Annotated in this window: 24 protein-coding genes and 1 pseudogene; 6 read left to right on the forward strand and 19 right to left on the reverse strand. The window is 68.4% G+C overall.

Annotated elements, in window-relative coordinates:
- The 5 genes and pseudogenes from H7I57_RS26630 to H7I57_RS26650 form a co-directional block, all read right to left on the reverse strand.
- A pseudogene (locus tag H7I57_RS26630) lies at positions 1 to 259 on the reverse strand (Rv0804 family intramembrane glutamic endopeptidase); the annotation flags it as partial.
- On the reverse strand, positions 259 to 1,980 hold the full coding sequence (locus tag H7I57_RS26635) for an alpha/beta hydrolase (RefSeq protein ID WP_443678343.1): 1,722 nt from the start codon (positions 1,978 to 1,980) through the stop codon (positions 259 to 261). The pseudogene H7I57_RS26630 and the gene H7I57_RS26635, both read right to left, overlap by 1 nt.
- A complete protein-coding gene (gene purL, locus H7I57_RS26640) occupies positions 1,977 to 4,295 on the reverse strand; it encodes a phosphoribosylformylglycinamidine synthase subunit PurL (protein WP_308204406.1) in 2,319 nt (772 codons plus the stop codon). The genes H7I57_RS26635 and purL overlap by 4 nt, the downstream gene beginning before the upstream one ends.
- Positions 4,296 to 4,321: 26 nt before the next feature.
- Positions 4,322 to 4,669: a VOC family protein gene (locus H7I57_RS26645; protein ID WP_264027286.1), complete on the reverse strand. Its 348-nt coding sequence runs from the start codon at positions 4,667 to 4,669 to the stop codon at positions 4,322 to 4,324.
- A 14-nt stretch (positions 4,670 to 4,683) separates the two neighbouring features.
- Positions 4,684 to 5,952, reverse strand: a complete 1,269-nt coding sequence (locus H7I57_RS26650; RefSeq protein WP_264027287.1) for a M18 family aminopeptidase — start codon at positions 5,950 to 5,952, stop codon at positions 4,684 to 4,686.
- 52 nt (positions 5,953 to 6,004) lie between these two features.
- On the opposite strand from H7I57_RS26650, the gene H7I57_RS26655 reads away from it, so the two are divergent.
- Positions 6,005 to 7,033, forward strand: coding sequence for a Dyp-type peroxidase (locus H7I57_RS26655; protein WP_264027288.1), 1,029 nt, complete (start codon positions 6,005 to 6,007; stop codon positions 7,031 to 7,033).
- Complete coding sequence (locus H7I57_RS26660; protein WP_264027289.1) at positions 7,030 to 7,827, forward strand: family 1 encapsulin nanocompartment shell protein; 798 nt, start codon at positions 7,030 to 7,032, stop codon at positions 7,825 to 7,827. The genes H7I57_RS26655 and H7I57_RS26660 overlap by 4 nt, the downstream gene beginning before the upstream one ends.
- Positions 7,828 to 7,948: 121 nt before the next feature.
- Here H7I57_RS26660 and purQ read toward each other — a convergent pair whose 3' ends face one another.
- From purQ to H7I57_RS26675, 3 genes are read right to left on the reverse strand one after another with little or no spacing between them, the layout of a single operon-like run.
- Positions 7,949 to 8,623, reverse strand: a complete 675-nt coding sequence (purQ, locus tag H7I57_RS26665; RefSeq protein WP_264027291.1) for a phosphoribosylformylglycinamidine synthase subunit PurQ — start codon at positions 8,621 to 8,623, stop codon at positions 7,949 to 7,951.
- Entirely contained in the window at positions 8,620 to 8,871 is a 252-nt protein-coding gene (purS, locus tag H7I57_RS26670; protein ID WP_264027293.1) for a phosphoribosylformylglycinamidine synthase subunit PurS, read from the reverse strand. The genes purQ and purS overlap by 4 nt, the downstream gene beginning before the upstream one ends.
- A gap of 36 nt (positions 8,872 to 8,907) precedes the next feature.
- Entirely contained in the window at positions 8,908 to 9,570 is a 663-nt protein-coding gene (locus H7I57_RS26675; RefSeq protein WP_264027296.1) for an ATPase, read from the reverse strand.
- Positions 9,571 to 9,603: 33 nt separating this feature from the next.
- Between H7I57_RS26675 and H7I57_RS26680 the strand changes: the two genes are divergently transcribed.
- Complete coding sequence (locus H7I57_RS26680) at positions 9,604 to 10,269, forward strand: MBL fold metallo-hydrolase (RefSeq protein WP_264027298.1); 666 nt, start codon at positions 9,604 to 9,606, stop codon at positions 10,267 to 10,269.
- Between the two features lie 10 nt (positions 10,270 to 10,279).
- Here H7I57_RS26680 and H7I57_RS26685 read toward each other — a convergent pair whose 3' ends face one another.
- The 4 genes from H7I57_RS26685 to H7I57_RS26700 all read right to left on the reverse strand — a co-directional run bounded on the left by H7I57_RS26685 (position 10,280) and on the right by H7I57_RS26700 (position 13,782).
- Positions 10,280 to 11,911 carry an FAD-binding dehydrogenase gene (locus H7I57_RS26685; RefSeq protein ID WP_264027299.1) on the reverse strand — a complete coding sequence of 544 codons (1,632 nt, stop codon included), beginning with the start codon at positions 11,909 to 11,911 and terminating at the stop codon, positions 10,280 to 10,282.
- A 25-nt stretch (positions 11,912 to 11,936) separates the two neighbouring features.
- Positions 11,937 to 12,641 carry a DUF2334 domain-containing protein gene (locus H7I57_RS26690; RefSeq protein WP_264027301.1) on the reverse strand — a complete coding sequence of 235 codons (705 nt, stop codon included), beginning with the start codon at positions 12,639 to 12,641 and terminating at the stop codon, positions 11,937 to 11,939.
- Positions 12,642 to 12,708: 67 nt separating this feature from the next.
- A complete protein-coding gene (locus H7I57_RS26695; RefSeq protein WP_264027302.1) occupies positions 12,709 to 13,206 on the reverse strand; it encodes a glutathione peroxidase in 498 nt (165 codons plus the stop codon).
- 21 nt (positions 13,207 to 13,227) lie between these two features.
- Positions 13,228 to 13,782: a TetR/AcrR family transcriptional regulator gene (locus tag H7I57_RS26700; protein ID WP_264027304.1), complete on the reverse strand. Its 555-nt coding sequence runs from the start codon at positions 13,780 to 13,782 to the stop codon at positions 13,228 to 13,230.
- A gap of 83 nt (positions 13,783 to 13,865) precedes the next feature.
- Between H7I57_RS26700 and H7I57_RS26705 the strand changes: the two genes are divergently transcribed.
- Positions 13,866 to 14,327 (forward strand): DoxX family protein, encoded by a 462-nt coding sequence (locus H7I57_RS26705; protein WP_264027307.1) that lies wholly within the window; start codon positions 13,866 to 13,868, stop codon positions 14,325 to 14,327.
- Here H7I57_RS26705 and H7I57_RS26710 read toward each other — a convergent pair.
- Together H7I57_RS26710 and H7I57_RS26715 are read right to left on the reverse strand one after the other, a co-directional pair.
- A complete protein-coding gene (locus H7I57_RS26710) occupies positions 14,283 to 16,400 on the reverse strand; it encodes a S9 family peptidase (protein WP_264027308.1) in 2,118 nt (705 codons plus the stop codon). The genes H7I57_RS26705 and H7I57_RS26710 overlap by 45 nt on opposite strands.
- Positions 16,397 to 17,290, reverse strand: coding sequence for a phosphoribosylaminoimidazolesuccinocarboxamide synthase (locus H7I57_RS26715; RefSeq protein WP_264027309.1), 894 nt, complete (start codon positions 17,288 to 17,290; stop codon positions 16,397 to 16,399). The genes H7I57_RS26710 and H7I57_RS26715 overlap by 4 nt, the downstream gene beginning before the upstream one ends.
- A gap of 52 nt (positions 17,291 to 17,342) precedes the next feature.
- On the opposite strand from H7I57_RS26715, the gene H7I57_RS26720 reads away from it, so the two are divergent.
- Entirely contained in the window at positions 17,343 to 17,975 is a 633-nt protein-coding gene (locus tag H7I57_RS26720) for a hypothetical protein (RefSeq protein WP_264027311.1), read from the forward strand.
- Positions 17,976 to 18,074: 99 nt separating this feature from the next.
- On the opposite strand, the gene H7I57_RS26725 is transcribed toward H7I57_RS26720, so the two are convergent.
- Genes H7I57_RS26725 through purB form a run of 3 tightly spaced genes read right to left on the reverse strand, consistent with a single transcriptional unit; the run spans position 18,075 to position 21,273 of the window.
- Positions 18,075 to 18,635 carry a DUF1707 SHOCT-like domain-containing protein gene (locus H7I57_RS26725; protein WP_264027312.1) on the reverse strand — a complete coding sequence of 187 codons (561 nt, stop codon included), beginning with the start codon at positions 18,633 to 18,635 and terminating at the stop codon, positions 18,075 to 18,077.
- The gene (locus tag H7I57_RS26730; RefSeq protein WP_264027313.1) at positions 18,632 to 19,858 is read right to left on the reverse strand and encodes a cytochrome P450; all 1,227 of its coding nucleotides are present in this window, start codon (positions 19,856 to 19,858) and stop codon (positions 18,632 to 18,634) included. The genes H7I57_RS26725 and H7I57_RS26730 overlap by 4 nt, the downstream gene beginning before the upstream one ends.
- Complete coding sequence (purB, locus tag H7I57_RS26735) at positions 19,855 to 21,273, reverse strand: adenylosuccinate lyase (RefSeq protein WP_264027314.1); 1,419 nt, start codon at positions 21,271 to 21,273, stop codon at positions 19,855 to 19,857. Before purB ends, H7I57_RS26730 begins: the two co-directional genes overlap by 4 nt.
- Positions 21,274 to 21,337: 64 nt before the next feature.
- Between purB and relZ the strand changes: the two genes are divergently transcribed.
- Positions 21,338 to 23,059, forward strand: a complete 1,722-nt coding sequence (gene relZ / locus H7I57_RS26740) for a bifunctional ribonuclease/(p)ppGpp synthase (RefSeq protein ID WP_264027315.1) — start codon at positions 21,338 to 21,340, stop codon at positions 23,057 to 23,059.
- Here the strand turns inward: relZ and H7I57_RS26745 are convergent.
- Positions 23,056 to 24,501, reverse strand: coding sequence for an APC family permease (locus tag H7I57_RS26745; protein ID WP_264027317.1), 1,446 nt, complete (start codon positions 24,499 to 24,501; stop codon positions 23,056 to 23,058). The two genes, relZ and H7I57_RS26745, sit on opposite strands and share 4 nt — an antisense overlap.
- Before the next feature lie 92 nt (positions 24,502 to 24,593).
- Positions 24,594 to 25,217, reverse strand: a complete 624-nt coding sequence (locus tag H7I57_RS26750; protein WP_264027318.1) for a TetR/AcrR family transcriptional regulator — start codon at positions 25,215 to 25,217, stop codon at positions 24,594 to 24,596.
- Positions 25,218 to 25,261: the final 44 nt, after the last annotated feature.

The following is a 25,261-nucleotide window of genomic DNA, read 5'->3' on the forward strand; positions in this document are numbered from 1 at the left end:
CCATACCGCCACGGACCGGTGGTGTCGCCGTCGCAGCGGCGACCGCGAGCAACACGGGTGCAGCGGCCGACGCGCCCCCCCGCAGGCCCGCCCACAGTGCCGGCGGGCGCAGCCCCAGCGGGGCCCGGGCCAGCGCAGCCGCCGCGGTGCCGAACGCTGCGTGCGGCGCCGGGTGCCACCGCGACGGAATCCGAGGGGCCACCGCGCTCCATCCGACGAGCACACCGGCCAGCGTGACCGCGCGAAGTTTGTCGCGCACTATTGCGCGCCGTCGGCGGACGCGGTCTCCTCCAGGGCGACGCGGATCCGCTCGGTGTCGGACGCGGTCCACCCTTGCGGCGGGGCGACGCCCGCCCACCCGTCGAGGATGAAGTCGCCGTAGTTGTGTCCGTGCCCACCGGGCATCGTCGCGGCGTTGGTCAGGTCGGCGGCGACCTGCGCGAACGTGATGAACGGATACCACCGCATCGATGCGGTCCGGTCGCGCCCCGGTGGCTCGTCGAGCCAGTCCGGCCGGTTGAACAGCAGGTCCTGCGACCACCAGACGATCGGGTCCGACGAATGCTGCAGGAACAGCACCCTGGTGCCGTCCCACGGCGCTGCGGTATCCCTGGCGATCTGGGCCGCGTCGTTGCCCTGCGAGAACCGCACGGTGCGGCCGTTGTCATACCGCGGCTGGACCTCGGGGGTACCGGGGTCACGGCGCACCGTGATCGCGTGCCACAGCGGGCTGGGATTGGGCGGGCCGACCCACAGCACCGAGGAGAACCCCATCCTGGAGATGTCGGGCAACCAGTCGAAGGCACCCTGGCCGGCCATCGACCCGAGGCTCTCGCCGTAGAGCAGGAGCCGTGGACGCCGGTCGGCGGGCAACCGTGCCCACCGTTCGTGCACGGCGTCGATCATCATCCGGCCCGATTCCATCGACTTCTGCTGGTCGCCGAGAAACGAAATCCAGCTCGGCAGATACGAATACTGCGCTGCGACGATCGCCGTGTCGCCGTTGTACATCAGCTCCAGCGCTCTGGCCGCGATCGGGTTGACCCATCCTGTCCCGGTGGTCGGCGCGATGACGAGCACCTCGCGTTCGAAGGCGCCGGTGCGTTCCAGCTCGCTGAGCAGCACCGCCATTCGGGCTTCGTCGGTGTCGGCGGTCTGCAGACCCACGTAGGCGCGGATCGGCTCCTTGGCGGGTCGCCCGTTGATCCGGGTCAGTTCGTCGGCGTCCGGTCCACCTGCCACGAAGCTGCGCCCCTGGTATCCCAGCGAGTCCCAGTCGGCGAAAGAGTCTGGGCTGCCCGATCTTTCGGGTAGGTCAGGCTGGACCACCCCTTCGGCGGTCGTGGTGTTCTGCGGCTGGAACACCCGGTTGGCACCTGCCAGGAAGCCGCGCACCAATACGCCGTTGACCAGCGTGATCACCAGCACCACCACGATGGCGGTGCCGATGAAAAGCGCCACCTCGTCGGACAGTCGCCAACGGCGGATGAGGAAGCGGGCCATCGTCTTGATGATCTCCAGCAACACCCGCGCCACCGCCACGCAGATCGCACCGACCGTCACGGCGATGACGAGGGTGCGAAGATAACCCACCGTGCCGGGGCCCTGCATACCCATCAGCGCAGACACCTGGCGCTGCCACCCGGCGGCGGGGATCACCATCAGCACGCAGGCGGCGACCGAGATCGCGACGGTGGCCGCTTTCAGCGCGTAGGACGTGCGTGCCGCCGGCGGCCACCACCGTCGACCCTCCAGCACGAACCGCCGGATCATCTTGGCCACGAACACCCCGATGCCGTATCCGATGGCGGCGATGAGGCCGCCGATCAGGCCCTGGAACAGCCAATCCCTCGGAAGCAGCGAAGGGGTCATCGACAGGCAGAAGAACAGCGCGCCGAAGCCGATTCCGGTGAAGTCCAGGCGCAGCAGACTCCACGCCCAGAGATGGAGGCGGGGTGTCGGGGGCGCCTGCGAGGTCACCCGAACAACCCGGGAAGCACGCCCTCCGACGTGCGCCGCAACTCCTCCAGGGTCACCGTGAACAAGCCCTGCACCTCGACGGCCGCCGCGCCGCCCTCGGGCCCCTGATCGACGACGCCGATGCGGGCGGCGGGCAGGCCACGCGCCTGGCACATCGCGGTGAACCTGCTCTCCTCCGTCCGGGGCACCGCGACGAGCACCCGGCCCGACGACTCGCTGAACAAGAAGACAAACGGAGCCGTGCCTTCTTGCCACCCGTCGGGAAGCACGATGCGGCAACCGGTTTCGCCGGTCAGCGCGGCCTCGACGACCGCCTGGATCAGCCCGCCCTCGGACAGGTCGTGCGCGGCGGACACCAGGCCGTCGCGGGACGCGGCGGTGAGCACCTCGGCGAGAAGCCGTTCCCTCTCGAGGTCCACCGCGGGCGGCAGGCCGCCGAGGTGGTCGGCGGTGACCTGTGCCCAGATCGAGCCGTCGAACTCGTCGCGGGTGTCGCCGAGCAGGATCAGCGTCTCGCCGGGCTCCGAACCGAGTCCGGTGGGGATGCGCCGCTTGACGTCATCGATGACACCGAGCACGCCGACGACCGGTGTTGGCAGGATCGGCGTGGTCCCCGTCTGGTTGTAGAAGCTGACGTTTCCACCGGTGACCGGAATGCCAAGTGCCGCAGCACCGTCGGCGAGACCACGGACCGCCTGCGAGAACTGCCACATCACACCCGGGTCCTCTGGGGAGCCGAAGTTCAGACAGTTGGTCACCGCGACCGGGGTGGCTCCGGTGACGGCGACGTTGCGGTACGCCTCGGCCAGGGCAAGCTGGGCGCCTGCGTAGGGATCGAGCGCCGTGTAGCGGCCCGAGGCGTCGGTGGAGATGGCGATGCCGCGGCCCGATTCCTCGTCGACGCGCAGCACGCCGCCGTCGGCGTTCTCGGCCAGCACGGTGTTGCCGCGCACGTAGCGGTCGTACTGCTCGGTGATGAACGCGCGACTGCACAGATGCGGGCTGCCGACCATCGCGAGCAGCGTGGCGCGCAGCTCGTCCCCGCTCGACGGTCGAGGCAGCGACGCCGAGGTGTCCGCGTTGAGCGCATCCTGGGTGTCGGGTCGCTGCACGGGCCGTTCATAGACGGGACCCTCGTGCGCGACGGTGCGTGGCGGCACGTCGACGACGGTCTCGCCGTGCCAGGTGATCTCGAGGCGGTCGCCGTCGGTGACCTCACCGATGACGGTGGCCAGCACCTCCCACTTGCGGCACACCGCGAGGAAAGCCTCGACGTTTTCCGGGGTGACCACCGCGCACATGCGTTCCTGGGACTCGCTGGAGAGGATCTCGGCGGGCGTCATATTGGTCGCCCGCAGCGGCACCGTGTCCAACTCGACCCTCATGCCGCCGTCGCCAGCAGACGCGAGTTCGGAAGTGGCACAGGACAATCCAGCGCCCCCCAGATCTTGGATGCCGACCACGAGGTCGTTGGCGTACAACTCGAGGCAGCACTCGATGAGCACCTTCTCGGTGAACGGGTCACCGACCTGGACGCTGGGCAGCTTCTTGCGTCCGGCGCCGCTCTCGTCGCCGCCGAAGGTTTCCGACGCCAGCACCGACACGCCGCCGATCCCGTCGAGACCGGTGCGGGCACCGAACAGGATGATCTTGTTGCCGGTCCCGGACGCGAACGCCAGGTGCAGATCCTCTTTGCGCAGCACTCCGACGCACAGCGCGTTCACCAGCGGATTGCCCGCATAGCTGGCGTCGAACACCGTCTCACCGCCGATGTTCGGCAATCCCAGCGAGTTTCCGTAACCGCCGACGCCGCGCACCACACCGTCGAGGACTCGCCGGGTGTCGGGAGCGTCGGCGGCGCCGAACCGCAACTGGTCCATGACGGCGACCGGGCGGGCGCCCATCGCCATGATGTCGCGGACGATGCCGCCCACTCCGGTGGCGGCGCCCTGGTAGGGCTCGATGTAGGACGGGTGGTTGTGGGACTCCACCTTGAAGGTGGCCGCCCACCCGTCGCCGATGTCGACGACGCCGGCGTTCTCGCCGATACCGGCGAGCATCGCCTCGCGCATCTTCTCGGTGGTGGTCTCGCCGAAGTACCGCAGATGCACCTTCGAGGACTTGTAGGAGCAGTGTTCGCTCCACATCACCGAGTACATGGCCAACTCGGCGTCGGTGGGCCGACGACCGAGGATGTCGCGGATCCGCTCGTACTCGTCGTCCTTGAGCCCCAGCTCACGGAAGGGCTGGGGGTGGTCGGGAGTGGCGGCGGCGTGCTCTACGGTGTCTACCTCTTGGGTCAGCCCAGATGTCACGCAGACAGTTTACGGTTCGCGACCGGTCATCCCCCGGCGACGCAGAAGGCGTTGCCCTCGGGATCGGCCAGCACCACCCAGTCGAACTCCGGCCCGAAGCTGTGCCGCCCCGTCTCCCGAGCCCCGAGACCGACCAGGCGGGCCACCTCGGCGTCCTTGTCGGCGGAGTGGAAATCGAGGTGCACCTTGTTCTTCCCGGGCGTCGGGTCGGGAACCTTCTGGAACCCCAACGCCGGCCCGCCCTCCCGGGCGACCATCACGAAATCGCCTGGGGCAACCGCGTTCACCTCACCGCCGACGGCCTTTGACCACCAATCGGCCAGGCCGTCGGGATCGACACAATCGATGGTGATCATCGCTACATCAAGTGACATGCCCAGACCCTAAATCAGCCCGGTGACAGAAAGGCCGCGAGTGCGGCCGAATAGTCGGCGACATCGGCGGCGCCCATCACCTCGCGGGCGGAGTGCATCGCCAGTTGCGCCGCCCCGACGTCGACGGTGGGGATTCCGGTCCGCGCCGCGGTCATCGGCCCGACCGTCGATCCGCAGGGAAGGTCGGCGCGGTGCTCATAACGCTGCAGGGGCACCCCCGCCTGTGCGCAGGCCAGGGCGAACGCCGCCGCGGTCCGGCCGTCGGTGGCGTAGCGCAGATTGGGCTGCACTTTCAGCACCGGACCGCCGTTGACCTCGATCAGGTGTCCCGGCTCGTGGCGATCCGGGTAGTTCGGATGGGTGGCGTGGGCCATGTCACCGGAGGCGACCATCGACTCGGGCAGCCGGCGCAGGAAGTCCTCCCGCCCGCCCCCGGCAGCCAGCGTGATCCGCTCCAGCACCGTCAGCAGCAGCTCGGACTGGGCGCCGTGGTCGGACTGCGACCCGACCTCCTCGTGGTCGAAGAGCACCAGCACCGGGACCACGTCGGGTGCGGCTGCCGCCCCCAGGAACGCCTCCAACCCCGCGTAACACGTCGCCTGGTTGTCCAGCCGGGGCGCGCTGACCAGCTCGCCGTCGACGCCGGCCAGCCGCGACGGGTTGATGTCGTGCGTCATCAGGTCGAAGCCGAGCACATCGTCGGCACCGGCACCGGCGCGCGCCGCCACGTAGGCCAGGAAGGACCTCGCCTCGGTACCGACGCCCCAGACGGCGTTGACGTGCCGCTGCGGGTTCAGCTCGACGCCCTTGCGATCCTCGGCGAGGTGGATCGCCAGTTGGGGCACCCGCAGGATCGGCTCGTCGATCCTGATCAGGTGGTGCTCGACGGTGTTGCCGGTCCGGACCGAGAGCCTGCCGCTGAGCCCCAGGTCGCGGTCCAGCCAGGAGTTCAGCCAGGCCCCGCCGTAGGGCTGCAGCGCCACCACCTGCCATCCGGAGACGAACCGGTCCGGGTGCTGCTTGACCCTCAGGTTGGGGCTGTCGGTGTGGGCACCGACGATACGAAAGGGCCCAGGGGTTCCGGCGGGGTCGTCGGTCGACCGCCACGCGATCAGCGACCCGGACCGCACCGTGAAGTGGTCCCCCGAAGCGGGCCACGGGTCACTCTCGGACAGTTCGGTGAACCCCGCGGCGAGCAGTCTCGCCGCGGCTGTTTCACAGACGTGGAACGGCGACGGCGACGCGTCGATGAACTCGCAGAGGCCCAGCGGAGTCGCAGACATGGTTATCCATCTTCGTCGATCATCGTTGGTGATCTTGATCTAGGGTCAGACGGTGCCCGCACCTTCGCCCCAGCCGGTCCTCGCGCCGCTGACACCGGCGGCCATCTTCCTGGTGGCGACCATCGACGAGGGTGGCGAGCAGACCGTTCACGAGGCGCTCGGCGACATCTCCGGGCTGGTGCGGGCGATCGGCTTTCGAGATCCGACCAAGCGGCTGTCGGTGGTGACGTCGATCGGGTCCGAGGCCTGGGATCGGCTGTTCTCCGGACCCCGCCCCGCCGAGTTGCATCCGTTCATCGAGATCGACGGCGGCCGCCACCACGCCCCGTCGACGCCCGGGGACGTGCTGTTCCACATCCGCGCCGAGTCGATGGATGTCTGCTTCGAGCTGGCGACCAAGCTCGTCGACGCGATGGGCGCGATCACCGTGGTCGACGAGACGCACGGGTTCAAGTTCTTCGACAACCGCGACCTGCTCGGCTTCGTCGACGGCACGGAGAACCCCGATGGCCCGCTGGCCGACAGCGCCACCCAGATCGGTGACGAAGATCCCGACTTCGCGGGCGGCTGCTATGTGCACGTGCAGAAGTACGTGCACGACATGCCTTCCTGGAACTCGCTGTCGACCGAAGAACAGGAACGGGTGATCGGCCGCACCAAGCTCGACGACATCGAACTCGACGACGCCGAGCAGCCCGCGAATTCGCATGTGGCGCTGAACGTGATCACCGACGAGGATGGCAACGAGCTGAAGATCGTGCGGCACAACATGCCGTTCGGCGAGGTCGGCAAGGGTGAGTTCGGCACCTACTTCATCGGTTACTCGCGAACGGCCGCGGTCACCGAGCGGATGCTGCGCAACATGTTCATCGGCGACCCGCCCGGCAACACCGATCGGGTCCTTGACTTCTCCACCGCCGTCACCGGATCGATGTTCTTCACGCCGATCGCGGATTTCCTCGATGACCCACCGCCCCATCCGGATTCGGCCACCGAGGACGACGCACCGGCGATCACGGTGGCTCCCGTGAGCAGCAACGGATCGCTGGCGATAGGCAGCCTGAAAGGACAACCGCAATGAACAACCTGTACCGGGAACTGGCGCCGATCACCGACGTCGCGTGGGCGGAGATCGAGCAGGAGGCGACGCGCACGTTCAAGCGTCACATCGCCGGCCGCCGAGTGGTCGACGTCAGCGATCCGGGTGGGCCGGTGACCGCCGCGGTGAGCACGGGACACCTCGTCGATGTCGCGGCCCCCGGTGACGGTGTGGTGGCCCACCTGCGCGACGCCCGCCCGTTGGTGAGGCTGCGGGTGCCGTTCACCGTGAACCGGATCGACATCGACGACGTGGAACGTGGATCGCAGGATTCGGACTGGGATCCGGTCAAAGACGCGGCCAAGAAGCTGGCCTTCATCGAGGACCGGGCCATCTTCGAGGGTTACGATGCCGCCCACATCGGCGGCATCCGCAAGTGCAGTTCCAACACCGCACTCGCGCTTCCCGACGATCCCAGCGAGATCCCGGACGTGATCAGCCAGGCGCTGTCGGAGCTTCGACTGGCCGGTGTCGACGGGCCGTACAGCGTGCTGCTGTCGGCCGACATCTACACCCAGGTCAGCGAGTCCACCGCGCACGGTTATCCGATCCGCGAGCACATCAACCGACTGGTCGACGGTGACATCATCTGGGCGCCCGCCATCGACGGTGCTTTCGTGTTGTCCACCCGCGGAGGCGATTTCGACCTGCAACTGGGCACCGACGTGTCGATCGGCTATCTGTCCCACGATGCCGACGCCGTGCAGTTGTACCTCGAGGAGACGATGACGTTCCTGTGCTACACCGCCGAGGCCTCGGTCGCCCTGTCCGCCTAGTCATTCGCTCCGCGAGCTCGCGCGTTTGCACGCTGACACGCCGCATTCAATGGCATTTCGCGCATGCTCGCGGCTCGCGAGGGTGACGACCGTGACCAGAGCGATGACCGTGACGGAGGGCTCAGGACACCAAAACTGCGTCCAGCGCGGAGTAGAAGATCCCTAGGCCGTCGTCGGACGGGCCGGTCAGCGCCTCGGTGGCGTGCTCGGGGTGTGGCATCAGACCGACGACGCGGCCGTCAGCCGAGCTGATGCCCGCGATGTCCCGCATCGAGCCGTTGATGTTGTCGCGGTAGCGGAAGACCACCCGGCCCTCGCCCTCGAGTTCGTCGAGCACGTTCGCGCTCGCGACATAGCGGCCCTCGCCGGATTTCAGCGGCACCAGCAGGTCGGCCCCCTGCTCGTAGCGCGTCGTCCACGCCGAGGAGTTGGAGGCGACCTCGAGCCACACGTCGCGGCACACGAAGTGCAGGTTGGCGTTGCGGGTCAACGCGCCGGGAAGCAGACCGGCCTCGCAGAGCACCTGAAACCCGTTGCAGATCCCCAGCACCGGCATACCGCGGCCTGCGGCGGCGACGACCTCGCCCATCACCGGAGCGAACCGCGCGATCGCCCCGCAGCGCAGGTAGTCGCCGTAGGAGAAGCCGCCGGGAACCACCACCGCGTCGACGCCCTTGAGGTCGGCGTCGGCGTGCCAGAGGCTCACCGCTTCGGCGCCGGCCAGCCGCACGGCGCGCGCGGCGTCGATGTCGTCGAGCGTGCCCGGGAATGTGATGACCCCCACACGGGCGCTCACGCGTTCTCCTCCGAGGCTTCCCTGGTGACCGTCCAGTCCTCGATGACGGTGTTGGCGAGAAGCGATTCGGCGATCTCGGCGAGCTTGCCGTCGTCGATGTCGTCGGCGACTTCCAGCTCGAATCGCTTGCCCTGCCGCACATCTGAGATGCCGTCGAAGCCCAGCCGGCCGAGGGCGCCGACGATGGCCTGCCCCTGCGGGTCGAGGATCTCGGTCTTCGGCATGACGTGTACCACCACTTTTGCCACGACGATCACTCTACCTGCGGTGACTTCGTTGCCGTGTCACCGGCACGAGCCCAGGTAGGCGGCACACAGCGGGGCCGCCAGCGCGTCGAACACCTGCACGTCGGGAACCGCAGGCCATTCGACCAGCACGGGCACGGTCGCCCACAGCGCCAGTTCGACCACGGTGCTGCTGTTCGGATCGGCGAGCAGATAGGCGTGCATGACCCGCCCGCCCCCGTCGCTGATGACCGTCGCGAGCCGCTGTGCGTCGCTGGTGGTGATCGACGGCGAGATCCCGGCGGCGGTGTCCTGGCAGGTCCGCAGCGCGAGCCGGGCTTTCTCCAGCACCTCCAGGGCGGTGCGGCCCCCGGTCACGGTGTCACCGCGCCAGTGAATCACCTGCGCCCGCAGATTCCACTGGCCGGCCGGGCTCGGCACCACCGCCCGGGCCGCCACCGAATAGTCACGGGACTCGTCCGCGGCGGCCGGACCTGCGCACCACTCCTCGAACCCGAACCTCGGTGTCGTCGCGGTGACGGCCACCCCGGCCAGCCCCGGCCAGCGGTAGACCGGGAACAGCGGGATGGAGCTCGGCGCTATCCACGCCGAATCCGGGATCGCGTCGCAGATCGGCGGACAGTGTCCCGGCACCGGCCGGGCGACACCGGGCGTGACCACCAGTCCGCATACCGCCAGTGCCACCGCGAGCATCAATCGCACGTGTTCCTACCCCCTACGCGCCACAATATAGGGATGCAGCTCACACACTTCGGCCATTCATGCCTCCTGGCGAGCTTCAAGGGGCAATCCGATGACGGCTCGGGCGCAGAGACCACGGTGCTGTTCGACCCGGGCAACTTCTCCCACGGCTTCGAGGGCGTCACCGGCCTGTCGGCGATCCTGATCACCCATCAGCACCCCGATCACGCAGACACGGAGCGGTTGCCTGCGCTCATCGCCGCGAACCCGCAGGCCGCCCTGTACGCCGACCCGCAGACCGCCGCTCAGCTCGGAGCACCGTGGCAGGCGGTCCAGGTCGGCGACGAACTGTCCATCGGTCACCTGAAGGTACGGGGAGTCGGCGGCCAGCACGCGGTGATCCACCCGGAAATCCCTGTCATCGACAACATTTCGTACCTGATCGGGGACGGCGAGCACCCTGCGCGGCTGATGCATCCCGGAGACGCGCTGTTCGTTCCCGGTGAGCCGGTCGACGTGCTCGCCACACCGGCCGCGGCGCCGTGGCTGAAGATCTCGGAGGCGGTGGACTACCTGCGTGCGGTCGCGCCGACGCACGCGGTGCCGATCCACCAGGCGATCATCGACCCGATCGCGCGGCCCATCTTCTACGGCCGGCTCTCCGAGATGACCGACACCGACTTCCAGGTCCTCGAACCCGAGAGCGGCACCGAGTTCTGAGCTCCGCCTGTCAGCCGACGTCTCGTGCGGCGGCGCGACCCGCGGCGCGGCCGGAGAACACGCATCCGCCCAGGAACGTCCCCTCCAGCGAGCGGTAACCGTGCACCCCGCCACCGCCGAAGCCGGCGGCCTCCCCGGCGGCGTACAGGCCGGGGAACACGGAGCCGTCGCCGCGCAGCACGCGGGAGTCGAGGTCGGTTTCCAAGCCACCCAACGACTTCCGTGTCAAGATGTGCAGCTTGACCGCGATCAGCGGACCCGCCTTGGGGTCGGTCAGCCGGTGCGGGGCGACCACCCGGCTGACGCGGTCGGCCAGATAGGCGCGCGCGGCGCGAATCGCGGTGATCTGGCTGTCCTTGGTGTACCGGTTGGCCACCTCACGATCCCGCGCGGTGACCTCGGCCTCGACCACGCTGAACTCGAGCGGCTCGACGTCGGGCACCGCGTTCATCCGCGCCACCAGCTCCCGCAACGAGTCCGCGGTGACGAAGTCCACGCCCTTGTCGACGAACGCATGCACAGGTGCGGGTCCCTTCCGGGCCCTTTCCACCACACCACGCACGCTGCGACCCGTCAGGTCAGGGTTCTGCTCCTGCCCGGACAGGCCGAACTCCTTGTCGACGATGCGCGAATTGAGTACGAACCACGTGTAATCGTGCCCGGTCCCGGCGATGTACTCCAGCGTGCCCAGCGTGTCGAAGCCGGGATACAGCGGCGCGGGCAGGCGCTTACCGGTGGCATCCAGCCACAACGACGACGGTCCCGGTAGTATCCGGATGCCGTGGCGTGGCCAGATCGGGTCGTAGTTGGTGATGCCCTCGGTGTAGTGCCACATCCGGTCGCTGTTGATCACGCTGCCACCGACGGCCGCCGAGATCTCCAGCATCCTGCCGTCGACGTGGGCCGGCACCCCGCTGAGCAGCTGCTCGGGCACCCGGCCCATGCGCGCGGGCCAGTACTGGCGGACCAGGTCATGATTGCCGCCGATACCCCCGCTCGCGACGACCACCGCCTGTGCCCGGAACTCGAACTCGCCCTGAATGTTTCGCGACGAAGCGACACCGCGCGCCGCCGTCGACGGCTCCAGCACCGCACCGCGGACCCCCGCGACCGTCCCGTCCTCGACGATGAGTTCGTCGACTCGGTGCCGGTGTGCGAAGCGCATCCCGGTCAGCCGGCGCGCGAAGATGTCGACCAGCGCCGGGCCGGTCCCCCAGGTGATGTGGAATCGCGGTACCGAGTTGCCGTGCCCGCGGGCGTCGTAACCGCCCCGCTCGGCCCACCCCACCAACGGGAACGTCCGCAGCCCCCGGTCCCGCAGCCAACTCCGCTTCTCCCCCGCGGCGAAGTCGACGTAGGCGTGCGCCCACTGCCGGGGCCAGTGGTCCTCGGGTCGATCGAACCCGGCGGCGCCCAGCCAGTCCTGCAACGCCAGTTCGTGGCTGTCGCGGATGCCGAGGCGCCGTTGCTCGGGGCTGTCGACGAAGAAGAGCCCACCGAACGACCAGTACGCCTGGCCGCCGATGTTGGCCTCGTTCTCCTGGTCGACGATCAGGACTCGGCGACCGCGGTCGACGAGTTCGCAGGCCGCGACCAGCCCCGCCAGTCCGGCCCCCACGACGATGACATCAGCGTCAGCCATGGGCCCAATCTACGACCCACGGCGCTCAGGCAGCGGCAGACAGCGCAGGCCGGGCGTGCCAGTCGTAGACGGCGGGTACGCACGAGTGCATCAGCGCCAGATCGACGGCGTCGATCATCGCTTGCCTGGGGCCCGGACGGCGCAGGTGACGGGCGGCCACCGCCACCCGCACCACACCCGCACGCCGCGCGGTGCGCTCGGCGGACAGCACCACCGTGCGGCACCACCACGGCTCGGACAGGAAGCCCTCGCCGATTCCGAGTACCCGGGCCCGCACGGTTTCCCGACGCACCAGGTCGGTGATTCCGGCCAGTCCGGCGACCAGTCGAAACCCGTTGCGGGGCAGGGCGGTCATCGCCCCCTGCGAGATGTTCCACCCGGGCGCGGCGAACAGCCGGGTGCGCAGGCCGAGGTGTTCGAGAATCCGGTCGGCGGCCATCAACCGCAGGTTCGCCTCGTGCGCCTGCAGTGTCGCGAACTCTCCGCGGCGCGTCTTGGTGGCCGCTTCGTCGAAACCGTGCAGCACGATCGCGTCACCGTGGCCGCGGCGGCGGCGCAGCCAGTCCACCGTGGCGGCGTCTCGGTCGAGCCGGTAGCCGCCCTTGAGGCGCGGCGCCACGAGGAAGGACACGGGCACCCGACGTTCGTCGAGGCGAGCGCGGAACGCGATGACGTCGTCGAGTGTGCGGTCGCTGACACCGGAGATCGAGACGATCAGTTGTCCTGCCACAACCGCAGTGTGGCAACGTCAGGTGTCGGGACGGTGGCGAACACTGCGACTGCAGGTGTCCGTTCGGCTAGCGCGGCAAGACGGCTTCGATCGCCGAGATCACCTCGGGTGCGTCGGGCTCGGTGCGGGGCCGGAACCTCCTGACCTCGGTTCCACCCGGGGCCAGCAGGAACTTCTCGAAGTTCCACTGCACGTCACCCGCCTCGCCCTTGTCGTCGGCGGTCTTGGTGAGCTCGGCATACAGCGGGTGCCTGCCCGGTCCGTTGACCTCGGTCTTGGCGAGCAGCGGAAAGGTCACCCCGTAGGTCGTGGAGCAGAACGTCTGGATCTCCTCGGCGCTGCCGGGTTCCTGGCCCATGAACTGGTTGCACGGCACGCCGATCACCGTGAGGCCGCGGTCACCGTAGTCCTTGGCGAGCTTCTCGAGCGCGCTGTACTGCGGCGTCAGGCCGCACTTGGAGGCGACGTTCACCACCAGCGCCGCGCCGCCGGCCAGCTCGGCCAGCGTCGTGTCACTGCCGTCGAGTGTGGTCAGCGCGATCTCGGTCAAGGGTGTGTCGGTCATGGGCTCGACGGTACCCGCGGCTCACGCGGTGAACAGCATGCGGGCCACCCGCTGCGCGGTGGCCACCGGGTCGGAATCGGTGTCGATGGCCTGATTGAGCCAGAGCATCGCGAAACCGTGTACCAGCGACCAGGCGGCGAGTCCGGCCGCCTGCGGATCTTCCTTGGCGCGTGCGTCGTTCAACGTCCCGACGCCGGTCGCCAACTCCGCACCTGCGGCATCCTGGGCCGCGATCAGCTCGGCGTTGCCGGGGTCGACGAGTGAGCGGTCGAACATCACCTCGTAGTGACCGGGGTGGTCGAGCGCGAACGTGACGTAAGCCAGTGCGGCATCACCGAATTCGGGTCGGGCGTCGGCCAGCGCAGCCGCCAGCTTCCGCCAGCCCTGGGCTGCCAGCGCGGTGAACAGGCCTCGCCGGTCGACGAAGTGATGCGCCGGTGCGGCGTGCGAAACCCCTGCGGCGCGCGCCAATTCCCGCAACGAGACCCCGTCGGCCCCGCGCTCGGCCACCAGCTGTGCGGCCTGCCCGAGAATCACGGCCTTCAGGTCGCCATGGTGATACGTCCCCTTGGTCATGACACCATCGTAGCCTGCAATCTTGACACTGCCTAGATCATTGCCTAGCCTGCATCTTGACAACGACTAGATTGGAGCCCGACATGGTTGTCATCGCCACCCTCGTCCTGGGCACCCTCGGTGCCCGTCTGCTCGGCTGGTTCGGTCCCGACAGCTGGGTTTACATCGACAGCTGGCCCGACGCGGTGGCCGTCGGGTTGGCTGCCATGTTCCTGCTCACAGGGGTCGCACACTTCGTCGACCCCCTGCGGCGGGACATGCTGTCGATCGTGCCGCCCTGGCTGCCCGCCCCTGGGCTCCTGGTGACCATCACCGGCGGGCTCGAGCTGCTGGGCGCTGCCGGGCTGCTCTACCCGCCGACCCGCGTGGCCGCCGCCGGAGGTCTGTTCGTGCTGATGCTGGCGATGTTCCCGGCCAACGTCCACGCCTCACGGATGCCGAACCCGCCGAAGTCGATGACCACCCGGCTCGACGTCCGGACCGCCGAACAGGCGCTGTATCTAGCGGCCGCCGCCGTGGTGGTCGGCCTTGGCGGTGTTCAGTAGCCATGCGTACTGGAACGCCGCTTCCTTCCAGCGCTCGTAGCGCCCGCTGATTCCGCCGTGGCCGGCGTTCATCTCCGTCTTCAGCAACACCTTGGCGGCGTCGTTGGCGGGGTCGACCTGGGCGTGGCGCAGCGCCGCAACCCATTTCGCCGGCTCCACGTAGTACACCCTGGTGTCGTTCAGCGACGTCATCGCCAGGATCGCCGGGTAGCTCTTCGTCTCGACGTTCTCGTAGGGCGAGTAGGACTTCATGTAGCGGTACACTTCGGGGTCCTCCAGCGGGTTTCCCCATTCGTCCCACTCGGTGACCGTCAGCGGCAGCGACGGGTCGAGGATCGTGGTGAGCGGGTCGACGAAGGGCACAGAGGCCAGGATCCCGGCGAACAGATCGGGTGCCAGGTTGGCCACCGCCCCCATCAGCAGACCCCCGGCGCTGCCGCCGTAGGCCACCAGATTCTCCGGGCGGGTGACGTCGGTGCCGACGAGGTGTGCTGCCACGGAGATGAAGTCGGTGAAGGTGTTGCGCTTCTCCAGCATCTTGCCGTGCTCGTACCACGGCCTGCCGAGTTCACCCCCGCCGCGCACGTGGGCGATCGCGAACACCATCCCGCGATCCAGCAGCGACAGTCGCGCGATGGAGAACCTCGGGTCCTCGCAGGACTCGTAGGCACCGTAGCCGTACAGCAGCATCGGCGCCGGGTACCGCAGGCCGGCCCGGTGGATGATCGAGATCGGCACCCGGGCGCCGTCGGACGCGACCGCCCAGTCGCGTCGCTCGACGTAGTCCTCGGGCCGGTAGTCACCCAGCACGGGTTGCTCGCGCAGCAGCGTCCGCTCACCGGTGCCCAGATCGAGGTCGTAGATGCGTACCGGGGTGACGAACGACGTCGCGCCGATCCGCAGCTTCGGCGCACTCCAATTGGGATTGGCCGACAGCCCCACCGACATCAGCTCCGAATCGAAGGTGATGTCCTGGGCCTGCCCGTACCCGGCTTCCTCGATGGGCCACAACTGGATTCGCGGTAGCGCATCCTTGCGGTAGCTGACGACGAGGTGACCGCCGAACGCGTCGACGGAGTCGAGCCGCACGTCGCCGCGGTGTCCGATGAGGGTGCGGCATTGCGTGGGATCGCTGACCGGCGCCTCGACGAGGGTGAAGTTCTCGGCGCCGTCGTTGTGCAGGATGAGGAAACGATCCTGCCCGTCGACGACGGCGTGGTCGACGGAGTACTCGACGTTCTCGCGACGCGGCCAGACGGTGGCGAACTCGGCCTGCGGGTCGGTCGCATCGCCGTAACGCAATTCCGAGGTGACCGCACTGCCCGCAGCGATGATGACGTACTTGTTGCTGCGCGTTCGCCCGGCCGCGACCCAGAACCGCTCGTCGGGTTCGTGGTACACCCGCTCCGCGGGCAACCCGGCTCCCAGCCGGTGGCGCCACACGGTGTCCGGGCGCCAGGCGTCATCAACGGTGACGTAGTAGACGGTGTGGTTGTCCGCGGCCCAGGTGGCGCCCGCACCGATCCCGACGATCTCGTCGTCGTAACGCTCACCGGTACGTATGTCCTTGAACCGCAACGTGTAGCGCTCGTCGCCCTTGACGTCCACGGAGTAGGCCAGGGTGCTTCCGTCGATACTGACGGTGGCCGCACCCAGGGAGAAGAAGTCGTGCCCCTCCGCCTCGACGTTCTCGTCGAGCAACACCTGCTCGCCGGGTATCTCGGTGTTCTCGTCGAACTGCGGCGGCGTCCAGTCGTCGGGGTCGGCGACGGGGCAACGGCATTGCACGCCGTACTGCTTGCCCTGGAAACTGCGCCCGTAGTACCACCAGTCGCCGCGGCGGGTGGGCACCGACAGATCGGTCTCCTTGGTCCTGGCCTTGATCTCGTCGAAGATCTGCTGCCGCAAGTGCTCCAGATCCGCGGTAACACCCTCGGTGTAGGCGTTCTCCGCCTCGAGGTGATCGATGACCTCCTGGCTGGACTTGTCACGCAGCCACTCGTAGGGGTCGATGAAGACGTCGCCGTGGTGCTCACGGCGGTGCTCCGCCCGTTTCGCGATCGGTGGCTTCACGCGGGTGCTCCGATCCAGTCGTCGAACTTGAGGCCCGAAATCCGTTCGTAGGCTTCGATGTAGCGCGCCCTGGTCGCCTCGACGATCTCCGTGGGCAGCGGCGGCGGGGGTTCGTCGCCGTTGCGGTCCCAACCGGACTCCGGACTTGTCAGCCAGTTGCGGACGAACTGCTTGTCGAAGCTGTTCTGCACCACGCCCTCGGCGTAGTCGTCGGCCCGCCAGTAACGGGACGAGTCGGGGGTGAACACCTCGTCGGCCAGCTTGAGTTCGCCGTGCGCGTCGACGCCGAACTCGAACTTGGTGTCGGCGACGATGATGCCCTTGGTCAGGGCGTGCTCGGCGCCCTGGAGGTAGGTGCGCAGGGTGCGGTCGCGCAGCTGCTCGGCCCGCTGCGCGCCGACGAGGGCGACGACGTCATCGAAGGTGATGTTCTCGTCGTGCTGACCCAGCTCGGCCTTGCTCGCCGGTGTGAACAGCGGCTCGGCGAACTTGCTCGCCTCCACCAGCCCCGGTGGCAGGTAGATCCCGCAGACGGCGCCCGTCTTCTGGTAATCGATCAACCCGGAGCCGGTGAGGTAACCGCGGGCCACCGCTTCCACCGGGAGCATCTCCAGCTGCTCCACCACCAGCGCCCGCCCCAGCACTTCGGCCGGGATGCGCTCGTCGTCGGGTGGACCGGCCAGGTGGTTGGGCGCGTCCACATGATCGAAGAAGAACACGCTCATCGCGGTCAGGACGCGGCCCTTGTCGGGTATCTCCGAATCCAGGATGTGGTCGTAGGCCGAGATGCGGTCGGAGGCGACGAACAACAGGTGCCCGTCGTCGACGCGGTACAGCTCACGAACCTTGCCGCTGGCCAGATGCCGGTAGTCGGACAGAGCGGGACGCATCGGGCCAGCCTATCGGGCCGCGAAACAGGCTCTGTGTGCTGTGATCGAACACATGAAATCGCGGTGGGTTCCCTACGCCACAACGCCCGGGCGGCTGATGACGCAACTGTTCAGCGATGCGGTGGTGATCGCCTGGACGGCGATCTGGGTGTTCGTCGGCATCGCGGTGCACTCCGCGGTGGCCACGATCGCCGAGTTCGGCTACCGGGTGGAGAGCGGCGCCAACGGGGTGGCGGGCAATCTCGACTCGGCAGGCGAGAACGCCGGGGGCTTCCCGCTCATCGGCGACGATCTGGCCAAGCCGCTGACCGCGGCCGGTGACGCGGCCCGCGAGATCGCGGGCGCCGGGCAGACGCTGGGGGTCACGGCGGGGTGGCTGGCCTGGCTGCTCGCCCTTGCGGTGGCCGCACCACCGATCCTGGCGCTGATGATGCCGTGGCTGTTCCTGCGGGTGCGGTTCTTCCGGCGCAAGTGGACCGCCGTGACGCTGGCGTCCACGGCGGCGGGCGAGCAACTGCTGGCGCTGCGGGCGCTGGCCAACCGTCCGCTGACCAAGCTCGCGGCGATCAGCACCGATCCGGTGGGCGCGTGGCGGGATCAGGATCCCGTCGCCATCCGCGGGCTGGCCGCTCTCGAGTTGCGTGCGTCGGGCATCCGGGCCGCCGGCCTGAAACGGGCCCAGTAACCGCCGAAATGGCATTCCGGCAGGGCCCCTCTCGTACTTTCACTGCGTGGATGCAATCTCGGCGCGAACCAACTGGCTCACCGACCCCATCAGCTTTCCTCAGCTGAGTAATCGCCGCAGCGTGGTGCCCAACGGATGCCGCGCGGTCAGCGACCCGAACCGAACCCGGCCGGTGACCACGACGTGCAGCCGAGGCGACGGCGGGCTCGTCGCCACCTTGACGTCAGTGGACGACGCGAAATTGCCCACTCCGTTGATGTCGGCGGTCGCGCCGTCGGGAAGGATCAGCTCGGTGGAGCCGAAGTAGTCGTCGATCTCGATCTCCACGACCGGTCTCTGCAACACCGCGGAGGTGAAATCGAGGGTGGTCGAGCACATCCGGGTGACCAGCTTCAATCGCGGCGGCACGGTCCACTGTCCCTTGCGGGTGATGCTCGACATCCAACTGCGCAGCACGTCCTGCTGGACGAGGGCCGGTTCGCGGCGGACGTGCGGAAGGTCAGCGATGACGACGTCGAGTTCGCGACGGGTCCGCGCGGCCAGCACCACATCAACCCTCTCGGTGAACTCGTCGAGGGTCAACATGCCCTGGCCGACGGCCTGCTCGAGGATCTGGTTCACCGCGGCACGATCGGCGTCCGAGGCTCTGATGTCGCTCATCGCTTCAGCTCCACCACCAGGTGCCGGATCCCGGTGTGCCGATTGCTTCGTGCCCACTCCACCGGCTCGACGAGCTGCACCGACGCGAACCGGCCGAGCAGCTCCTCGAAAAGCACCCGCAGCTCCAGGCGGGCCAGATTCGCCCCGAGGCAGTAGTGCAAACCCTGACCGAAACCCAAGTGCGGGTTGGGTTTACGAGAGATGTCGAACCGATCCGGGTCGGTGAACGCGGCGGGGTCGCGGTTGGCCGAGCCCTCCCACACCAGCACCTTCTGACCCGGCTCCACGGCGTGTCCGCCCAGTGTGGCCGCGCGGGTCGCGGTGCGCCGCTTCGACGGCGACGGTGAGGTCCACCGCACCATCTCCTCGATGGCCGTCGGCAACAGCGCGGTGTCGGAACGCAGCGCCTCGAACGTCCCGGGATGTTCGGCCAGCGCGAGCAACCCGCCGGCGATCGAGTTGCGGGTGGTCTCGGCGCCCGCGCTGAACAGCAGGTTGAAGAACAGATAGCTCTCGATGTCCGACAGCGTGGGGTCCTCGGAGTTGACCACCAGCGACAGCATGTCGTCGGTGGGCTGTGCCCGTTTGGCGGCGATCAGCTCCTGGCCGTAGGCGTACATCCGCGAGCCGGCCTCCTCGACGGACAGCCGGGTGATGGACGCCTTGCGCGAGCCACCGAAGTCGAAGCTGGGCTCGATCGCCTCGAACAGCCAATGCCGTTCGGAATCAGGCACTCCCAGCAGGATGCAGATCATCTGCATCGGCACCTCGGCCGCGATGTCGGTGAGGAAATCAAAGGGCACGCCCGGTTCGACCTGGTCCAATAGCCGGCGGGCCCTGGAACGGAGGTCGTCTTCGACGCGGCGGATCATGCGTGGCGTCAGCCCCGAGCTGACCAGCCGGCGCACCGCGGAGTGTCGCGGGTCGTCCATCATGTTCAGCAGCTGACCCGCGATCGACAGGTCCTGCAGCAGCGTGCCCCCGAACGGCCGGTCACCGCCGGTCACCGACGAATAGGTCTCCGGATCCCGAAACACCGCAAGGGTTTCCGCGTGGGTCGCGACAGACCAGAAGCCCTCGCCGTCGGGTGTGTTCTCGGTGGGCTCGTGCCAGTAGACCGGTGCTTCGCGGCGGTGCACGGCGAACAGGTCGTGCGGGAAGCCGTTCGCGAAGTTGTCCAGATCGGTGAAGTCGATCCCGGCCAGCTCCACGGCAGCGCTCACAGGATCGCGTCCGACGTGTACTTGGCGGCTTCGGGATAGCGGCCGATCAGGTCGTCGACCGCCGCGGCCACCCGGTCGACCTGATCTCCCGCGGCGCCGCTGAACACTTGCTTGTCGGCGAGCGCGTCGTCGAGCGCCACCCGGTCGAGCGGCAGCCGGGGATCGGCGGCGAGCCGGTCCAGTAGATCGGGCTCCGCTCCGCGCTCGCGCATCGCCAGCGCGACCGCGACCGCGTGTTCCTTGATGACCTCGTGGGCGGTCTCCCTGCCCACTCCCGCCCGGACCGCGGCGATCAGGATGCGAGTGGTGGCCAGGAACGGCAGATAGCGGTCGAGCTCGCGCTGGATCACCGCGGGATAGGCGCCGAATTCGTCGAGCACCGTCAGGAAGGTCTCCGTCTGGCCGTCGAGCGCGAAGAACGCGTCGGGAAGCGCCACCCGGCGCACCACCGAGCAGAACACGTCACCTTCGTTCCATTGCGCGCCCGCGAGTTCGGCTGCCATCGAGGCATATCCGCGCAGCACCACCTGCAGCCCGTTGACGCGTTCGCAGCTGCGGGTGTTCATCTTGTGCGGCATCGCCGACGAGCCGACCTGCCCGGGGGCGAACCCCTCGGTCACCAGTTCGTGGCCGGCCATCAGCCGGATCGTGTGCGCCAGCGACGACGGGCCCGCGCCGAGCTGCACCAACGCCGACACCACGTCGTGGTCCAGCGAGCGGGGATAGACCTGTCCAACGCTGGTGAGGATCTCGGTGAAACCCAGGAACTGCGCGATGCGCCGTTCGAGGTCTGCCAGGCGCTCGGTGTCGCCGTCGAACAGGTCGAGCATGTCTTGGGCGGTGCCCATCGGGCCCTTGATGCCGCGCAACGGATAACGGTCGATGAGCTCGCTGATCCGCTGCAGGGCGATGAGCATCTCCTGGGCTGCGGAAGCGAAACGCTTGCCGAGGGTGGTGGCCTGCGCAGCGACGTTGTGGCTGCGACCGGCCATCACCAGGTCCCGGTAGAGCACCGCCCGCTCGGCGAGGCGGGCGACCACCGCGACGCCGTGGGCGTGCACGAGCTGCAGTGACCGGCGAATCTGCAGCTGCTCGACGTTCTCGGTGAGGTCGCGGCTGGTCATGCCCTTGTGCACGTGCTCGTGGCCGGCGAGCGCGTTGAACTCCTCGATGCGCGCCTTCACGTCGTGACGCAACACCCGTTCCCGGGCGGCGATCGACTCCAGGTCGACGTCGGTGAGGACCCGTTCGTAGTCGTCGATGACCGTCTCCGGGACAGAGATTCCCAGCTCGGCCTGAGCCCGCAACACGGCAAGCCATAACCGCCGCTCCGTGACGATCTTGGCCTGCGGCGACCAGATGTCCACCATCTCGTCACTGGCGTAACGAGTGGCCAATACGTTCGGGATGCTCACGAATACACAGCCTATCGGTCCGATGAAATACGACGGCGAGCCATCGATAAGGCACAGTTGCCCCATGTTCTTCGTCGGACTCGACCTGGCCTGGGGCCAGCGCAAGCCCACGGGCGTCGCCGCCGTCGACGATGCCGGACGGCTGGTGTACGCCGGATCGGCCACCGACGACACCAGCATCCGGGCGGCGTTGGCGCCGTACACCGAAGGTGACTGCCTGGTGGCCATCGACGCCCCGCTGATCGTCACCAACCCCACCGGCCAACGCCCCGCCGAGCGTGAGCTCAACGCCGACTTCGGCCGGTTCCAGGCCGGTGCGCACCCCTCCAACACCGGTAAACCCGAATTCGCCGACGTTCCACGGGGTGCGCGACTCGCGCGCGCGCTCGACCTCGACATGGACCCGCACTCGACGGCGCGGCGCCGGGCGATCGAGGTGTACCCGCATCCCGCGACGATCGCGCTGTTCCGGCTCGGCCGCACGCTGAAGTACAAGGCCAAGCCCGGCCGCAGCGTCGCGCAGCTACGCGCGGAGTTGCTGCGCCTGATGGAACACATCGAGGAGCTCACCCAGGGCGACCCGGCGCTGCGCCTCGCCGACAGCGAGAGCTGGACGCACCTGCGCGGCATGGCCGAACGCGCCGAACGCAAGAGCGAACTGCGTCGCGTCGAGGATCCCGTGGACGCGGTGATGTGTGCCTATGTGGCGATGTACGCCACCCACAGGCCGGCAGACGTGACCGTGTACGGCGACGGGGAGACCGGCTACATCGTCACACCGTCGTTGCCCGCCGACCTGGAGCCGGCACCGCCGGAGCCGACGCCCGGCGCGATCCACGACGCCATCGCGACCTATGCCCAGCGCCGAACATCGCTCACGGCTTCGACCGGCCACTACCTGACGGCGGTCACCGGCCTGCTCGACGACGCCGGCATCAACTACCTGAGTGTCACCGCGCGCACCAAGACCGTGGCGTCCTTCGCCGCGAAGGCGGACCGCACCGTCGACGGTCGCCGCCTCTACACCGATCCGCTCTCCGAGATCACCGACCAGATCGGCGTCCGGGTGATCACCTACCTGCGCGACGACGTCGCCGCGGTCGCCAACCTCCTCGGGGAGGAGATGCGGCTGCTCGACGACCGCGACATGGGGGTCGAGACGGCGAGCGAGGGCCGGTGGGGGTATGCCAGCAGGCACCTGCTGGTCGCCGTCGAAGGTGAACAGCAACCGGCCTCGGTTCAGGTCCGGACGATCCTGCAGCACGCATGGGCGGAGTTCGAGCACGATGTCCGGTACAAGGGTTCGGTTCCCGAGGAGGACGCACCCGACCTGGACCGGCGCTTCACGCTGGCCGCCGGCCTGCTCGAGTTGGCCGACCGCGAGTTCTCGGCGATCCGCGAACGTCTCCGGTCGACCGTGCCCTCGGAGCGCGCGCCGCAGACCACCAGTGATCCCAGGATCCCGACGCCGGTGCTGGCCACGTATCTGAGCAACCGCTTCCCCGACGCCGGTTGGTCACGCACCGAGCACTACGCCTGGATCGCCGGCCTGCTGCTCGAGCTCGGCATCGACTCCGTCGACGGCGTGGAGGCCGTCCTCAGCCGCATCGACACGACCGCGGTCAACGAGGCGATGGGTTACCGCTTCCCCGCGGGTGCGGTGCGCCGGCTCGACGACGTGCTGCTCGCGGCGTTCGGCACCCGGTATCTGCAGCTGGCAGGCAACGACGACCGTAGTGCCCTGTTGGACAACAGATTCCAGCGACTACAGCAGGCAATGCCCTAGTCCGGACCCGCCCCTAGATGCGTGGGATCGGTGATCCGGGCGTCGCGGATGCCCAATTGCCGGTTGATCAGCTGGGTGAGGAAGAACAACGCCACACCGATGACGACCAGACCGCCGGCCACGATGTACTGCTGAACGGGACGCCCCGACAGCGGGGTGACCAGGTACAGCGATGCCAGGAACCCGATGACCGGCAGCGCGGTCGGCGTCTTGAAGTGCCCGCCGGCCCGTACCACGTCGCGTCGCAGCGCGAGCACCGCGACGTTCACCACCGCGAACACTGCGAGCAGCAGCAGGGACGTGGTGCCGCCCAGCACCGCTATCGAGTCACTGCTGGCGAACGCCGACACGTAGATGATCAGGCCGAAGGCGATCAGCGTGGTGAAGACGATCGCCACCCACGGGGAACGGCGGGTGGGATGCACAGTGCCCAGCACCTGCGGCAGCACCCGCTGGCGGGCCATGCCGTAGATCAGCCGGCTGGCCATCAGCATGTTGATCAACGCCGTGTTCGACACCGCGAACATCGTCATGAACGGCAGGATGTCGTCGATCGGCAGTCCGGGGGCCCCTGCCTTGACGACCTCGACGAGCGGGGTGTCGCTGTCCTTGAGCTCGCCGACCGGGACCAGCGCCACCGCCACGATGGAGACCATGACGTAGACCACGCCGGCGATCGACAGCCCGCTCAGCAGGATCTTGGGGAACGTCTTGACGGGATCCTTGGTCTCCTCGGCCATGTTCACCGAGTCCTCGAAGCCGACCATCGCGAAGAATGCCAGCGACGTGGCCGCCGTGACCGCCATGAAGGTGCTCTTGTCCTCGCCCGTCTCGAACGCGACGATCCGGGAGAAGTCGACGTCCCCGCCGCCGGCGAAGCCGGTGAAGGCCCAGAAGCCGACCATGATGACGATCACCAGGCCGGTGATCTCCACGATGGTCAGGATCACGTTGAGCCGGACGCTCTCCCCGACTCCGCGGTAGTTGATCGCCGCCAGCGCGGCCATGAACGCCAAAGCCAGCAGCGCCACAACGAGTTTCGGCGCCTCGACGTCGACGCCTTCGAAGAAGTTCGCCGCGAATGCCCTGGAAGCCGTTGAGGCCGAGGTGATCCCGGAACACATCACGATGAACGCCACCAGGAACGTGATGAAGTGGATTCCGAAAGCCTTGTGCGCGTACAGTGCTGCGCCGGCCGCCTGCGGGTACTTGGTGACCAGCTCGAGATAGCTGAACGCGGTGATCGTGGCGATGGCGAATGCGATGAGGAACGGAAGCCACGCCGCCCCACCGACTTCGCCGGCCACGTCGCCGAGCAGCGCGTAGACGCCGGTGCCCAGGATGTCGCCGACCACGAACAGCAGGAGCAGGCCGGGGCCCATCACCCGCTTCAGCTCGGGCTGTTGGTCACTGACCGCCCCGCCGGCTGTGGCCTCCGTCATCGCGCCTCCCCTGAGTGATCGCTTGGAATCACCCATCATCGATCAGGCCGCGTGGCCGTGCAGGGTCAACCGGAAAACCTCGCCGAGGAAATTCACACGGCCGATCGTTGCGGCCCGTCGTCGAACGGCGCGAGGACGTCGAGCACGTCGATCAGGGTTGCTCTGGCGGTCGCGCGCGGACCGTCGCCGTCCCCGACCAGCGCGGCGACCACCGCGCCGTCGACCGCACACACCAGAGCGGTGAGCAGCTCGGCGCGGACCGTTCTGCCGGAACGTTCGACCACCTCGACGACGGCGTCGGTGCGCTGTTGCAGGAGGCGCCTCTGGATGTCGCGCAAGCCGGGTTGGCGCGCGCACGCGATGTACCGCTCGTACCGCGAGATGAGTTGTTCGGTCACGCGTTCCGGGCTCTCGCCGACGAGCAGATCGACCAGTACGTCGGCGATCGACTCCGCGCCGCGGCGACGGCGCGACAGCGTGGCGGCCCGGTCGCGCAGCTCCTCGGACTCGCGCGTCCCGACGTGTTCGACGGCCTTGGCGATGAGGTCTTCGAGCGACGAGAAGTAGTAGGTCGTCGACGCCAGCGGGAGGCCGGCGCGGCGTGCGACGGCACGGTGCCGCACAGCGTCGAAGCCGCCCTCGCACAGCAGGTCGGCGGCAGCGCTGACCAGCGCATACCGTCGACGTTCTCCCTTGGGAGTGACTGCTGCCGTCACCTATAGCATGGTGCCAGTCACGGGGTTTCGACATCGGGGTTTCG

The organism is Mycolicibacterium pyrenivorans, from assembly GCF_025821625.1.
GTDB classification, from domain to species: Bacteria; Actinomycetota; Actinomycetes; order Mycobacteriales; family Mycobacteriaceae; genus Mycobacterium; species Mycobacterium pyrenivorans.